Origin of the sequence: Methylobacterium sp. NPDC080182 (assembly GCF_050281105.1) — a bacterium.
Taxonomy (GTDB): Bacteria; Pseudomonadota; Alphaproteobacteria; order Rhizobiales; family Beijerinckiaceae; genus Methylobacterium.
Map to the genome: position 1 here is coordinate 1 of NZ_JBNNWO010000002.1, position 13,245 is coordinate 13,245.

At 70.1% G+C, this 13,245-nt stretch carries 11 protein-coding genes and 1 pseudogene; 7 read left to right on the forward strand and 5 right to left on the reverse strand.

Going from position 1 to position 13,245, the window contains the following annotated elements:
* Nucleotides 1-130, reverse strand: a pseudogene (locus ACQKQD_RS03160) (DNA-binding response regulator); the annotation flags it as partial.
* A 419-nt stretch (nucleotides 131-549) separates the two neighbouring features.
* Between ACQKQD_RS03160 and fliI the strand changes: the two are divergent.
* The 3 genes from fliI (at nucleotide 550) to ACQKQD_RS03175 (ending at nucleotide 3,670) form a co-directional block, all read left to right on the forward strand.
* Complete coding sequence (gene fliI, locus ACQKQD_RS03165; RefSeq protein WP_020092905.1) at nucleotides 550-1,902, forward strand: flagellar protein export ATPase FliI; 1,353 nt, start codon at nucleotides 550-552, stop codon at nucleotides 1,900-1,902.
* A gap of 149 nt (nucleotides 1,903-2,051) precedes the next feature.
* Nucleotides 2,052-2,459, forward strand: a complete 408-nt coding sequence (gene fliJ, locus ACQKQD_RS03170) for a flagellar export protein FliJ (RefSeq protein WP_012322462.1) — start codon at nucleotides 2,052-2,054, stop codon at nucleotides 2,457-2,459.
* Nucleotides 2,460-2,602: 143 nt separating this feature from the next.
* Entirely contained in the window at nucleotides 2,603-3,670 is a 1,068-nt protein-coding gene (locus tag ACQKQD_RS03175; RefSeq protein ID WP_100250756.1) for a lysylphosphatidylglycerol synthase domain-containing protein, read from the forward strand.
* A gap of 184 nt (nucleotides 3,671-3,854) precedes the next feature.
* Here ACQKQD_RS03175 and flhA read toward each other — a convergent pair whose 3' ends face one another.
* A complete protein-coding gene (gene flhA, locus ACQKQD_RS03180) occupies nucleotides 3,855-6,002 on the reverse strand; it encodes a flagellar biosynthesis protein FlhA (RefSeq protein WP_020092902.1) in 2,148 nt (715 codons plus the stop codon).
* Nucleotides 6,003-6,239: 237 nt separating this feature from the next.
* Here flhA and ACQKQD_RS03185 point away from each other — a divergent pair, with 237 nt between their 5' ends.
* Entirely contained in the window at nucleotides 6,240-6,836 is a 597-nt protein-coding gene (locus ACQKQD_RS03185; RefSeq protein WP_042675231.1) for a hypothetical protein, read from the forward strand.
* A 40-nt stretch (nucleotides 6,837-6,876) separates the two neighbouring features.
* Here the strand turns inward: ACQKQD_RS03185 and ACQKQD_RS03190 are convergent, their stop codons facing one another.
* Both ACQKQD_RS03190 and ACQKQD_RS03195 read right to left on the reverse strand, forming a co-directional pair.
* Nucleotides 6,877-8,118, reverse strand: coding sequence for a capsule biosynthesis protein (locus ACQKQD_RS03190; protein ID WP_042675235.1), 1,242 nt, complete (start codon nucleotides 8,116-8,118; stop codon nucleotides 6,877-6,879).
* 140 nt (nucleotides 8,119-8,258) lie between these two features.
* On the reverse strand, nucleotides 8,259-8,912 hold the full coding sequence (locus ACQKQD_RS03195) for an ABC transporter ATP-binding protein (protein ID WP_012322467.1): 654 nt from the start codon (nucleotides 8,910-8,912) through the stop codon (nucleotides 8,259-8,261).
* A gap of 395 nt (nucleotides 8,913-9,307) precedes the next feature.
* On the opposite strand from ACQKQD_RS03195, the gene ACQKQD_RS03200 reads away from it, so the two are divergent.
* The 3 genes from ACQKQD_RS03200 (at nucleotide 9,308) to ACQKQD_RS03210 (ending at nucleotide 12,350) form a co-directional block, all read left to right on the forward strand.
* On the forward strand, nucleotides 9,308-9,781 hold the full coding sequence (locus ACQKQD_RS03200) for a PAS domain-containing protein (protein WP_427507466.1): 474 nt from the start codon (nucleotides 9,308-9,310) through the stop codon (nucleotides 9,779-9,781).
* A gap of 55 nt (nucleotides 9,782-9,836) precedes the next feature.
* Nucleotides 9,837-11,087 (forward strand): formyl-CoA transferase, encoded by a 1,251-nt coding sequence (frc, locus tag ACQKQD_RS03205; RefSeq protein ID WP_020092898.1) that lies wholly within the window; start codon nucleotides 9,837-9,839, stop codon nucleotides 11,085-11,087.
* Between the two features lie 84 nt (nucleotides 11,088-11,171).
* Nucleotides 11,172-12,350 (forward strand): HPP family protein, encoded by a 1,179-nt coding sequence (locus ACQKQD_RS03210; RefSeq protein WP_427507467.1) that lies wholly within the window; start codon nucleotides 11,172-11,174, stop codon nucleotides 12,348-12,350.
* Nucleotides 12,351-12,353: 3 nt separating this feature from the next.
* Here ACQKQD_RS03210 and ACQKQD_RS03215 read toward each other — a convergent pair whose 3' ends face one another.
* Nucleotides 12,354-13,049, reverse strand: coding sequence for an alpha/beta hydrolase (locus tag ACQKQD_RS03215; RefSeq protein ID WP_091682032.1), 696 nt, complete (start codon nucleotides 13,047-13,049; stop codon nucleotides 12,354-12,356).
* Nucleotides 13,050-13,245 lie beyond the last annotated feature (196 nt).

Genomic DNA, 13,245 nt, shown 5'->3' on the forward strand with positions numbered 1-13,245 from the left:
CGTACAGCTTACCGAGATCGACACCCTCTTCCCCGAGGTCGGTGGTGTAGGTGTTGAAGTTCTCGGACTTGAGCATCAGCTCGATGCTCTGCGCGGTCGCGCTGTCGTCCTCGATCAAAAGTACCCGCATCGTCGGTCCCCAGCCCCGCCGGCCGCATCAGCGCGCAGACACGTCCCAGCCTTCGCCCGCCACCGGCCTGTGGACGGGCGCTCCGTCGCTCTTGACGTGGAACGCTATGGATTAATCGTTAACAAAACCTGATTCCTGCCCGCAAGCGTCTCGTTCGAAGTTCCGCGAGCTTGACAGGAGAAACACCGTTCCTCCGGCCTCGCCCTCGGCCCCGATTCCGATCCGCCCCCGTCCAGGCCGCTCGCCCCCTTCGGCGTAAGTACTTCCTGCGCAACGGTTCGATCCCCGGTGTTGTCCGTCGGACACACCGGTACGACTTCGTCGGGCGCGATTGTGGTCGCGACCCGGATCGAGCCGCTACGAGCCCGTGACCCGCAGTGTTAAGGAGGCCGGTAAACGAAGCGTTGAGAGCCAGGCCGATGACACAGGATCCGGCAAGATCCGTTGCTTCGCTCGCGTCGGCGCAGGCCGCCCTCGAGCGGATCGAGGTGCTGGAGACGTTCGGGCGGGTCGTGGCGATCCGCGGCCTGCTGGTGGAGGTCGCCGGACCTGTGGCCGCGATGCGACTCGGTGGCCGGGTCGACGTCGAGGGTGCTAACGGCCACGGGCTGGTGCCCTGCGAGGTCATCGGGTTCCAGGGCGATCGGGCGCTCGCGATGCCGTTCGGCTCGCTCGAGGGCGTGCGGCGCGGATGCCCCGCCTATGTCCGCGACGAATCGGCCGGCGCGATCCGGCCCTCCGGCGCTTGGCTCGGCCGGGTGATTGACGCCCTCGGGCGGCCGGTCGACGGGCTGGGCCCCCTTGTGCAGGGGCCAGACGTCTACCCCCTGCGCGCGGACCCGCCCCCCGCCCATGCCCGCACACGCGTCGGTGGACCGCTCGATCTGGGCGTCCGGTGCATCAACACCTTCCTGACCATGTGCGCGGGCCAGCGGATGGGCATCTTCGCCGGGTCCGGCGTCGGCAAGTCCGTGTTGCTGTCGATGCTGGCCCGCTACACGGCCGCCGATGTGGCGGTGATCGGCCTCGTGGGCGAGCGCGGCCGCGAGGTGCAGGAATTCCTCCAGGACGATCTGGGCGCCGCCGGGCTCGCGCGCTCGGTGGTCGTGGTGGCGACCTCCGACGAGCCGGCCCTGATGCGCCGGAACGCGGCCTACGTGACCCTGTCGGTCGCCGAGCACTTCCGCGATCAGGGCGCCAAGGTCCTGTGCATGATCGACTCGATCACGCGCTTCGCCATGGCCCAGCGCGATATCGGCCTCGCCGCCGGCGAGCCGCCCACCGCCAAGGGCTACACGCCGACCGTCTTCTCAGAGCTGCCGCGCCTGCTCGAGCGCGCCGGTCCCGGGGTGGGGCAGGGCACGATCTCGGCCCTGTTCACCGTCCTGGTCGAGGGCGACGACCACAACGAGCCCGTGGCCGACGCGGTGCGGGGCATCCTCGACGGTCACATCGTCATGGAGCGCGCCATCGCGGAGCGCGGGCGCTACCCGGCGATCAACGTTCTGCGCTCGGTCTCGCGCACCATGCCGCGCTCCTGCGACCCGGCCTACCTCCCGGTCGTGCGGCGGGCGCGGCGGCTGCTGTCGACCTACGCCGACATGGAGGAGCTGATCCGGCTCGGCGCCTACCGGGCGGGCTCCTCCCAGGAGGTCGACGAGGCGGTCGCGCTCATGCCCGATCTTGAGGCTTTTCTGGGGCAGGGTAAGGAAGAAGCAACGTCCATCGGCGATGGTTACGCACGGCTCACCGAGATCGTCGGCAGGGCCTAGGCACCATGGGCCGGGGCGTTAACGCTTCGGCGCGATCATGGTGCACGTGGGGGATCCGGGCGGGTCTGCCGTGGGCAGGCTCGCACACAGGCTCGGTCCGGGCACGATCCCGGTCGCGGCCTCAAGCGTTGCGTGGAGTGAGCGTCCTGATGAAATCGCGTGACACGCTGATCCGCCTGCGCCGCTTCCAGGTCGACGAGAAGCGCCGGCGCGTGACCCAGATCGAGATGATGATGGCCGACTTCCAGCGCATGGCGGTGGAGCTCGATCGCGAGGTCGCCGTCGAGGAGGCCCGGGCCGGAATCACCGACGTCGGTCACTTCGCCTACCCGACCTACGCCCGGGCCGCGGCGACGCGCCGGGACAACATGATCCAGTCCGCCCAGGCGCTTGAGGGCCAGCTCGCCGAGGCGAAGGCCGAGCTGGGCGAGGCGTTCGAGGAGCTCAAGAAGGTCGAGATCCTGAACGACCGCGAGCGGACCGCCGAGCGCGCTGCCGAATCGGCCCGCGATCAGGCCGCCATGGACGGGATCGGCCTCAACCGCGCCCGGGGCTGACGCGGCCCGTCGGACCGCTCGGCCGGCTTCCGCGGCACGAAACCGTCACGATCACCTGACAAGGGGGATCGCGGCGGCGCCATGCCGCTTGCAGCGCGTCGCGTGCCGGCGCATCAGGGGCTCTCCCCAGGGCGTCGGTGTTCATGAAGAAGATCAGCGAGTTCATCTGGCCCTTGATCGGCCTCGCGGCCGTCGTGATATCGGGCTACTTCCTCTACCAGGAATTGAAGACGACCTCGCTCGCGGCGATCTGGGCCGCGATCCTCGCGATCCCGCCCCACCGGATCCTGCTGGCGGCCCTGTCGACCCTGGTCGCCTACGCGGCGCTCGCCTGGTACGACCGGATCGCCCTGCTGCATCTGGGCGTGCGCCACATCTCGTGGCTCTTCGTCTCGCTCTGCTCGTTCACGACCTACGCGCTCTCGCACAATATCGGCGCCTCGGTCTTCTCGGGCGCCCTGGTCCGCTACCGGGCCTACACGGCCAAGGGCCTGACGGCGGCGCAGGTCGCCGTGCTGGTGGCGCTCTGCTCGTTCACCTTCTTCCTCGGGACCGTCCTCCTCGGCGGCTTCACGCTGGTGGTCGATCCGAACCTGCTGACGCGCCTCGAGGGAAAGCTCCCGGGCTTCCTCACCGATTCCAAGACCGCGCTGATCGTCGGCATCGGCATGCTGGGCTTCGTCGGCCTGTACGTGATCGGCTCGATCCTGCACCTGCGGCCGCTGCACATCCGGTCGTTCAAGCTCGAGTATCCCCGGCCCGGCATCATGGGGCGCCAGCTGCTCGCGGCGCCGCTGGAGCTCCTGGGCGCGGCGGGCATCATCTACTTCGCCCTGCCGGAGGCGATGAACCCGGGCTTCATCCCGGTCCTGGCGATCTTCCTGGCCTCCTTCTCGGTGGCGCTGGCCTCGCACGCGCCGGGCGGCCTCGGCGTGTTCGAGATCGTGTTCATCACCGCGATGCACATCACCGACGAGGCGCAGAAGGACGCGATCATCGCGGCGGTGATCATCTTCCGGATCTTCTACTTCTGGCTTCCGGCCCTGGTCTCGGTGATCGTGGTGATCGCCTTCGAGCGCTCGCGGTTGGCCGCGGCGATCGGCTCGGCCGCGCACGGGCACAAGGCGGCCGCCGTGCCGGAACCGCCCGTCGTCGTTCCCGGTCTCGACGCGCACGAGTTGGAGCGGGAGCTCAAGCAGAAAGCGATCTGAGGGCCTGACCGCCGTCTCGACGCGGGGGTGACGCCGCCTCAGCCCCCGCGCGCCACACCGCGAAACCCGGGATCGCTTCGCCGCGCGCTTCGTCTGCGCGCGGCGCGCGCCGATCCCGTGATTGCTCCCTCGGCCCGTGCGCCGGCACGAGTCTGCCCATGCCGGTGTCGCGGCCCCTGGGGCCTCAGATCGAGTTCACCGTCCGCAGTCGCGCCCGCGGGTGGATCTCCGCCTGGCTCATCACCGGCGTCTCGCGGCGGAAGCGCTCGATGATCGAGCGCACGAAGGGCCGCGTCTGGGCGGAGGTGACGAGCACCGGCATCTCGCCCTGGCGCGCCGCCGTCTCGAAGCGGTCGCGCACGGTGTTGACGAACTCGCTGAGCTTCGAGGGCTGCATCGCGAGGTAGCGCTCCTCGCGCTCGCCGACGATCGACTCCATGAACGCCTGCTCCCAGGCCGGCGACAGGGTGATGATCGGCAGCATGCCGTTCGGGTCCTGGTACTGTGCGCAGATCTGCCGGCCGAGGCGCGCCCGGACGTGCTCGACCACGTCGCGGGGGTTCTTCACGGCGCCCGCCACCTCGGCGATCGCCTCCACGATCGCCCCGAGATCGCGGATCGAGACCCGCTCGGCGAGCAGGAACTGCAGCACGCGCTGGATGCCGGTGGTGGAGATCTGCGACGGCACGATCTCCTTGAGCAGCTCGGCATGCTCCTTGGGCAGCTCGCGCAGCAGCTTCGAGACCTCGACGTGGTTGAGGAGCTCGGAGACGTGGGCCTTGATGATCTCGGTCAGGTGCGTCGACACGACGGTGGCGGCATCGACCACCGTGTAGCCCTTGAGCTGCGCTTGGTCGCGCAGGGCCGCGTCGATCCAGGTTGCCGGCAGGCCGAAAGTCGGCTCCAGCATGTGCTGTCCGGGCAGCTGGACCTGACCGCCCATCGGATCCATCGCCATGAACTGGCCTGGGAAGATCCGGCCGGTGCCCGCCTCGATCTCCTTGACCCGCACCACGTAGGCGTTGGCGTCGAGCTGGACGTTGTCGAGGATGCGCACCGACGGCATCACGAAGCCGAGTTCCGCGGCGAGCTGGCGGCGCAGAGCCTTGATCTGGTCGGTGAGCCGGTCCTGGCCCTCACCGTTGACCAGGGCGAGGAGCGCGTAGCCCATCTCGAGCTTGAGGTCGTCGAGCTTCAGCAGGTCGGTGACCGTCTCCTCCTTGGCGGCGCTCGCCGCGGCGACCGCGGCCGCATCCATCGGGGCGCCCAGGGCGTCGAGCGGCGGCGCGAGCTTGGCGGTCTTGTTGATGCGCCACGCCGCATAGCCGGCGCCGCCGCCCAGCAGGACGAAGGGCAGCATCGGCATGCCGGGCAGGAGGGCGATCAGCAGCATCACCGCGGCCGACATGCCCAGCGCCTTGGGATAGTGCGCGAGCTGCTTGCCGAGCGCCTTGTCGGCGGCGCCGCGCACGCCGGCCTTCGAGACCAGCAGGCCCGCCGCCGTCGACACGATCAGCGCCGGGACTTGGCTCGCGAGGCCGTCGCCGATGGTCAGCAGGGTGTAGCTCTTGGCGGCCTCGCCGAAGCTCAGGCCCTGCTGCGCCACCCCGATGATGATGCCGCCGACCACGTTGATGAAGGTGATCAGCAGGGCCGCCACCGCGTCGCCGCGCACGAACTTCGAGGCACCGTCCATGGCGCCGAAGAAGGAGGATTCTTCCTCGAGCGCCGCGCGCCGCGCCTTCGCGGTCTTCTCGTCGATCAGGCCGGCCGACAGGTCGGCGTCGATGGCCATCTGCTTGCCGGGCATCGCGTCGAGGGTGAAGCGGGCCGCGACCTCGGCGATGCGGCCCGAGCCCTTCGTGATCACCACGAAGTTCACGATGATCAGGATCGCGAACACGATGATCCCGATGACGAAGTTGCCGCCCATCACGAAGTGGCCGAAGGCCTCGATGACGTGCCCGGCCGCCGCCGTGCCCTCGTGCCCGTGCCCGAGGATCAGGCGCGTCGAGGCGAGGTTGAGGGCGAGCCGCAACATCGTGGCGATGAGAAGCAGCGTCGGGAAGACGGTGAATTCCAGCGGGTTGTCGATCGACAGGCCGGTCATCATGATCAGGACCGACAGGATGATCGACACGGCCAGCAGCAGGTCGAGCAGGATCGCCGGCAACGGGAAGATGAGGACCGCCAGGATCCCCAGCACGCCGGTCGCGAACAGCAGGTCCGACCGCTTCGACAGCGCCTGGAGATCGCCGCGCGTCGGCAGCGCGAGCTGGCCGAGGACGGCCGCCGCTCCTGTCTGTGCCGGCACGCTCGCCGTCTCTGCCATCGCTGCCATCCGCTGCCGTTCGCCCGGGACAGGCCCGGGACGTACCCGGCAAGATCTGCCGAGCGGATGGTTAGCGCGGCGTTAAGATGGGGCCGGCGCTCGCGGGAACCCGGGCCGCCGCGATCGCTTGATCGGTCGGCGAGAGCGTCGATCCGGCATCCGACCGCGCCCGCGTCCGGGCCGACCGCGCCGCCGCCACGTCTCCGGGCCCGGGCCCGGACATACCGGGAGAGCTCGATGGCCCTGCGCGCCCTGACCGCCCTGTTCGACGATTACGACGCCGCCGCGGGGGCGGTGGACCGGCTGGAGGCCGCCGGCATCCCCCACGCGGACATCAGCATCATCGCGAATCGCAACGAGCCCGCGGTCCCGCCGCGGGCGCCCGGGACCGCCGTTCCCCGACCGGTGGACGCGGCGGATTCCGCCGGCACCGGAGCCACGGTCGGCACGGTCCTGGGCGGCGGCGCCGGCCTGCTCGCTGGGCTGGGCCTCCTGGCGATCCCGGGGCTCGGGCCGGTGGCGGCGGCGGGCTGGCTCGTCGCCACCGTGACGGGCGCCGGCGTGGGCGCCGCGGCCGGCGGCCTGATCGGCGGCCTGACCGCCGCGGGCCTCAGCGCCGACGAGGCCGAGACCTACGCCGAGGGCGTGCGTCGCGGCGGTACCCTGGTGACGGTGCGCGCCGACGAGTCCCGGGCCGAGCGCGTCCTGTCCATTCTCGACCAAGCGGGATCGATCGATCTCGACCAGCGCGCCGAGGGCTGGCGCGCCCAGGGCTGGACCGGCGGCACCATCGGCCCGGCGGCGGTCGACCGGGGCACCGGGACCGGCCGCTGAGGATACCGGACCGTCCCGGGCGAACCCGGCGGGACGCGCGTCAGGTCATCATCTTCCGGGCGAACATCGCGGCGCCGAACAGGACGCCGGCGCCCGCGGTGATCAACGCGATCATCAGGAGCCGCCGCGGTTCGGTGGAGGATTCGGCCTTCACCGGCTCGACGATCGGGCTGAAGAACTCGATCTGCCGGGCCGCGATGATGCGCGCGCGCTCGTGGGCAGTCAGTACCTGCTGATAGTACTTCTCGGCGTTCTTGCGGTCGTTCTCCAGGACCTCGAATTTGGTCAACGCGTCGGAGAGCAGGCGCTTCTGCTCCGGATCCTGGCTGGCGGATTGCCGCTCGATCCGGGCGATGTTGTCGTCGAGGTCCTTCATCTGCTGCTTGATGTCGATGATCCGGCGGGCGTCGGGACCGAGGTCCCGCTGCCCGATCGCGAGCTGGAGCGCGAGGTTGATCCGCGAGGCCCGCATCTCGGCGATCATCTTGACGTTGATGTCGTTCGTCTTCTGCGCGTCGAGCACGCCCTCGCGGTTGCGCAGGTCGCGCGTCGCGAGGCGGATCTTGGTCATGCGCTCCTCGGCGAGCCGCAGCTCCCGCGTGCTCTCGGCGACGGCATCCTCGCGCGACTTGACGCTGAGGTCGTTCACCTTGCGCTCGGCCTCCTTCATGATGGCCTTGGCGATGGCGAGGGATTCCTGGGGATCGAAGGCCTCGACCTCCACCGACAAGATGCCGGATCCGGCCTCGACCTCGACGCCGACGCGCCGCTTCCAGTAGCGGACGAACTTCTCGATCGGCTTCTCCGGATCGAACCGCGAGAAGTAGTCGATGGACTCGTTGCTGAACCACTGGCGCAGCGGAAGCTGCGCCTCGAGGAGCTCCAGCATCGGACGGCTGAGGATGAACTCGCGCGTGATCAGCGTGTCCTGCGCCACCATCTGGTTCGCCATGCCGGAATTCGTCCCACCGGTCTCCGAGGACGTCTTCTCGGCGGAGCCGATGGCCGGCCGGATCGCGAATCGCGCCTCGCTGACGTAGCGGTCCGAGGCGATCAGGCCGTAATAGGCCGCCCCGGCGAGCGTCGGTAGCAGGAAGCAGACGACGAACAGGATCGGGATCCAGGGATCGTTCTTGGCGTCGGCCTGAAAGGACCGGATGCCCTTCTTGCGGTCGGCGAAGCGCGACATGCGCGCGATCTGCCGCAGCGACTCGCTCACCGCCTGCTGGCGGTCCGCGGGCGTGACCGGCTGCCCCTCGGCCTTCCGGATCTCCATGTTCATGGCCTGATTCCCGGCCTCCCCGGCCTCGAAGATCGACCCGTTACCGGGATCCCGCGCGCGCCGCACCCGGCGCCGCGACCGTCTCTCGCACGGCGAGGCGGCAAAAGCATGTCGTCGCGGTCCGGCCGCCGCCGGCGCGGTCAGGCGTTGAGGCGCCGGTACACTTCGATGGCGTCGTTCACGTCCTCGTAGATGATCGCGCGACCGTTCAGCAGGACCAATCCCTGCGTGCACCACTGCCGGATGGTCTCCATGGAGTGCGACACCATGATGATGTCGGCGTTCTTCCGGCGCTGCGAGAAGACCTCGTCGCAGCGCTTCGAGAACCGCGCGTCGCCGACCGAGGTGATCTCGTCGATCAGGTAGCAGTCGAACGGGATCGCCATGCTCATGCCGAAGGCGAGCCGCGCGCCCATGCCCGACGAGTACGTGTAGATCGGCACGTCGAGGTAGCTTCCGAGTTCCGAGAAGTCCTCGACGAAATCGAGCACCTTGCGCGGGTCCTCGCCGTAGATGCGCGCCACGAAGGTGACGTTGTCGCGCCCGGTCATCTTGGGATGGAAGCCGCCCGCGAAGCCGAGGGGCCACGAGACCCTGAGGCCGCGGTGGATCCGGCCGCGCGTCGCGTCCTCGGTGCCGGCGATCAGCCGCATCGTGGTGGATTTTCCGGCGCCGTTGATGCCGAGGATGCCGTAGGACACGCCCGGCTTCAGGGTGAACGACACCTGTTCCAGGATGGTCCGCCGGTGGCCTTCCGTCCGGTAGACCTTGCTGACTTTCTCGAAACGGATCACCGAAATGGTCTCCCGGGCGGTGTGCCGAACCGCCGGTCCGAGCTGCCTGACGGGCGGAGTCCTGCTCGCCGAAAGCGGCAAATCTGAGAAGGACATGAGCGCCTTGCCGCGTCGCGCGGCGGCGGTCGAACGGCGCGCGTCGGCAGACGGCCTCGCCCGGAAAGCTTCACCGGTCGCTTGAAGAAAAGTGCCACCTGTCACCCCGTCGGTTGACGCCATTCTCCATTTGGCATACCAAATACCAACCGAAGAGGGCGGGTGACAGCCCTTCAAGGATGCGGGACCGGAATTTTACCGCCGTTTCCGCGCGTGACGTTCAGGAAGGGCCGCCCCATGACAAGGCGCCGGACTGCCGCGATCCACCTCTCATCCGCGCTGCCGACCGGGTGGCGCCCATGACGGCGACCGGGCCGACTCTGGCCGCGCCCGGTTCCCTCGAAATACACGGTCTGGCCGAGGCGATCGGCGACGCGGTGGTGGTGTCCGATCCGGACGGCGCCATCACGGTCTGGAACCCGGCCGCGGAGCGCATCTTCGGCTTCACCGCCGCCGAGGCTCTGGGCAGGACCCTCGATCTGATCACACCCGAGCGGCACCGACGCCGCCACTGGGACGGCTACGCCAAGACCATGCGCACCGGCGTCACCCGCTACGGGGCAGAGACCCTGAGGGTGCCGGCGCTCCACAAGGACGGCCGCCAGCTCTCCATCGCCTTCACGGTGGGGATGGTGCGGGACGCCTCCGACCGGGTGACCGGGATCGTCGCCGTGATCCGCGACGAGACCGAGCGCTGGGCCGAGGAGAAGCGCCTGCGCCAGCGCGTCGCCGAACTCGAAGCTTCCTCGGATCCGGCCCGTCGGGCGCCTTGAGCCCGCCGGACGATCCGAAGGACCCGATCACCGAACCGCACAGGGAGAACGCCCAATGAGCAAGCCGCTGGAAGGCATCAAGATCATCGACTTCACCCACGTCCAGGCCGGCCCGGCCTGCACGCAGCTCCTCGCCTGGTTCGGCGCCGACGTGATCAAGGTCGAGCGCCCCGGCGCCGGCGACGTGACCCGCACGCAGCTGCGCCACGTCGAGGACGCGGACGCGCTCTACTTCACGATGCTGAACTCCAACAAGCGCTCGCTCACCCTCGACACCAAGACCCAGGCCGGCAAGGAAGTCCTCGAGAAGCTCATCCAGGACTCCGACGTCATGGTCGAGAATTTCGGCCCCGGCGCCCTCGACCGGATGGGCTTCTCCTGGGCCCGCATCCAGGAGCTGAACCCGGGCATGATCCTCGCCTCGGTGAAGGGCTTCTCGGACGGCCACCACTACGAGGACCTGAAGGTCTACGAGAACGTCGCCCAGTGCGCGGGCGGTGCCGCCTCGACCACGGGCTTCTGGGACGGGCCGCCCACCGTCAGCGCCGCCGCGCTCGGTGACTCCAACACCGGCATGCACCTCGCCATCGGCATCCTCACGGCGCTCCACCAGAAGAACAAGACCGGCAAGGGCCAGAAGGTCGCCGTGTCGATGCAGGACTCGGTGATCAACCTCTGCCGCGTGAAGCTGCGCGACCAGCAGCGCCTCGACGCGCTCGGCTACCTCGAGGAGTACCCGCAGTACCCCCACGGCGAGTTCTCCGACGTGGTGCCGCGCGGCGGCAACGCGGGCGGCGGCGGCCAGCCGGGCTGGGTGCTGAAGTGCAAGGGCTGGGAGACCGACCCGAACGCCTACATCTACTTCACGATCCAGGGCCACGCCTGGGCGCCGATCTGCAAGGCGCTCGGCAAGGAGGAGTGGATCACCGACCCGGGCTACAACACGCCGCGGGCCCGCCAGGACAAGATCTTCGACATCTTCAAGACGATCGAGGAGTGGCTCGCCGACAAGACCAAGTTCGAGGCGGTCGACATCCTGCGCACCTACGACATCCCCTGCGCGCCGGTGCTGTCGATGAAGGAGATCGCCGAGGACAAGTCCCTGCGCGAGAGCGGTACCGTCGTCGAGGTGGCGCACCCGAAGCTCGGCAAGTACCTGACCGTCGGAAGCCCGATCAAGTTCTCCGACATGCAGGTCGAGGTGAAGGCGTCGCCGCTGCTCGGCGAGCACACCGATGAGGTGCTCGCAGACCTGGGTTACACCCAGGAGCAGATCCGGGCGATGCACGAGGCCCGCGCGGTCTGATAAGGACCGCCCGACCTCAGTGACCCTGAGACAGGACGGCGCTCCCCGGGGCGCCGTCCTTTTCACGTGCGAGCCCCGGATCCGATGCGCGCATTCCTCAGCCGTTTCCTGCCGGAGCTGACCCCGGTCAGCAAGCGCGAGCGCCTGCGCTCGGCGGCCGGTGCCCTCGTGGGCATCCTGGCGACCGGCTTCGTCTGCCGGGTCTCCGTCCCGGCCGAGGCCCTGCCGGTGCTGATCGCCCCGATGGGCGCCTCGGCGGTGCTGCTCTTCGCGGTGCCGGCGAGTCCTCTGGCGCAGCCCTGGTCGATCCTCGGCGGCAACATCGTGGCGGCGCTCGTCGGTGTCACGGCGGCGGCCTGGATCGGCGACCCGTTCGTGGCGGCGTCCTGCGCCATCGGGGTGGCGATCGCGCTGATGATGGCCCTGCGCTGCCTGCACCCGCCGAGCGGGGCCGTGGCGCTGACGGCGGTGCTCGGCGGCCCGGCGATCCGGGAGCTGGGCTACGGCTTCGTGCTGTGGCCGGTGGCGGTCAACTCGCTGCTGCTGCTGACCACCGCCCTGCTGTTCAACAACCTCACCGGGCGCGCCTACCCGCACCTGCGCTCGGCCGGGCCCCGGACGGCGGATCCGCCCTCGGACGCCCGGGTCGGCTTCCGGGCCTCGGACCTCGACGCCGCGCTGGAGGATTTCGACCAGCTCCTGGACGTCGACCGGGGCGACCTGGAGCAGATCCTGCGGCGCGTGCAGATGCGGGTCTACGGCCGCCGCTCGGGCCCGATCACCTGCGCGGCGATCATGTCGCGCGACGTGATCGCGGTGGCGCCGGACGCGCCGCTCTCCGAGGCCATGCGGCTGCTGCGCCGTCACCGCATCAAGGCGCTTCCGGTCACCGACGAGGGCGCGCGCGTCCTCGGCATCGTCACGCAGACCGACCTGCTCGACAAGGCGGCCTGGGACCGGAGCGGGCCGCGCCTCGGTCTCGGCCGCCGCCTGCGCCTCACCGCCGAGCGCGGCCGCGCCCCCCACGGCTGCGCGGCCGACATCATGAGCGCGGTCGAGCCGGTCGGTCCCGACACGCCCGTGGCCGCCCTGGTGCCGCGGATGTCGGAGGCGGGGCTTCACCACCTGCCGGTGGTCGACGACGACGGCCGCCTGGTCGGGATCGTCTCGCAGACCGACCTGATCCCGGCGCTCCTGTCCGAGGCCGACGCGCCCGAGGCGCCGATCCGCGCCCGCGCGCCGGCCCGGGCCGCCCTGGCCTGACCCTCACCGGCCAGCGGGCGGATCCGCCAGGAAGAACCTGACCGCCTGCGCCACCACGGCCGGCTGGTGGGCGTGCGGTCCGTCATACTCGACGTAAGTCACGGGATAGCCGGCCTCGCGCAGGGCCGGCACGTGGACCCGGGCGCTCCGGTCGATCGGGATCTGCTCGTCCTGGGTCCCGTGCGACAGGAAGATGCGCGGCGCGCCGACCTGCAGGTGCACCGACAGGAACCCCGCCGACGAGACGATCAGGTGGCTCGCCACGTCGCCGTTCGCGAGCCCCGACGAGAGCGTGTAGCTGCCGCCGTCGGAATGGCCGGCGAAGCAGAGCCGCTGCGGATCGAGCAGGAACCGGTCGGCGACGTGACCCAGCGCCGCCGCGACGCGCTCCCGGTCGGGCCCGTGGCCGGCGATGACGATGTCCCAGGTCGGGAACAGGGATTGCGGCGCGAGGAGCAGGAAGCGCTCGGTCCGGGCGTGCGCCTCCAGCATCGGCAGGATGCGCTCGGCGCTGCCGCCGCCGCCGTGGAACAGCACCACGAGCGGGCAGGGCCGGCGCGGATCGAGGCCCTCGGGGACCACCAGCACCGCGTCGCGCTCGGCGAAGAGGCCGAGGTCGTGCCGGCCCGGGGGGAGGGGCTCCTCGGTCGGGAGCCGGTGGCGGAAGTGCAGGCGGCCGGCGAGGTCGGGGTCGATCATGGATGCACCGTCACCGAACGGATGACGGATCCGGCGCCGTCACTGCGGGCGCGGCGAAGCCATCCCCGCGCTCCGCGCGGAACTGGACCGCGCCGGCCCGGGTCGCTTCGCTTCACTCGCGATGACGGTGCGGGGAAGGTCTCCCGGGGGCCGGGAGCTTCAGCGGAACACCGTCCCGCGCGGATCCGCGACGCCG

What these genes read in the sequence shown, in the direction of transcription:
- fliI (WP_020092905.1), top strand. Translation starts at nt 550, where the DNA reads ATGACACAGGATCCGGCAAGATCCGTTGCTTCGCTCGCGTCGGCGCAG.
- fliJ (WP_012322462.1), top strand. Translation starts at nt 2,052, where the DNA reads ATGAAATCGCGTGACACGCTGATCCGCCTGCGCCGCTTCCAGGTCGAC.
- ACQKQD_RS03175 (WP_100250756.1), top strand. Translation starts at nt 2,603, where the DNA reads ATGAAGAAGATCAGCGAGTTCATCTGGCCCTTGATCGGCCTCGCGGCC.
- flhA (WP_020092902.1), bottom strand. Translation starts at nt 6,002, where the DNA reads ATGGCAGAGACGGCGAGCGTGCCGGCACAGACAGGAGCGGCGGCCGTC.
- ACQKQD_RS03185 (WP_042675231.1), top strand. Translation starts at nt 6,240, where the DNA reads ATGGCCCTGCGCGCCCTGACCGCCCTGTTCGACGATTACGACGCCGCC.
- ACQKQD_RS03190 (WP_042675235.1), bottom strand. Translation starts at nt 8,118, where the DNA reads ATGAACATGGAGATCCGGAAGGCCGAGGGGCAGCCGGTCACGCCCGCG.
- ACQKQD_RS03200 (WP_427507466.1), top strand. Translation starts at nt 9,308, where the DNA reads ATGACGGCGACCGGGCCGACTCTGGCCGCGCCCGGTTCCCTCGAAATA.
- frc (WP_020092898.1), top strand. Translation starts at nt 9,837, where the DNA reads ATGAGCAAGCCGCTGGAAGGCATCAAGATCATCGACTTCACCCACGTC.
- ACQKQD_RS03210 (WP_427507467.1), top strand. Translation starts at nt 11,172, where the DNA reads ATGCGCGCATTCCTCAGCCGTTTCCTGCCGGAGCTGACCCCGGTCAGC.
- ACQKQD_RS03215 (WP_091682032.1), bottom strand. Translation starts at nt 13,049, where the DNA reads ATGATCGACCCCGACCTCGCCGGCCGCCTGCACTTCCGCCACCGGCTC.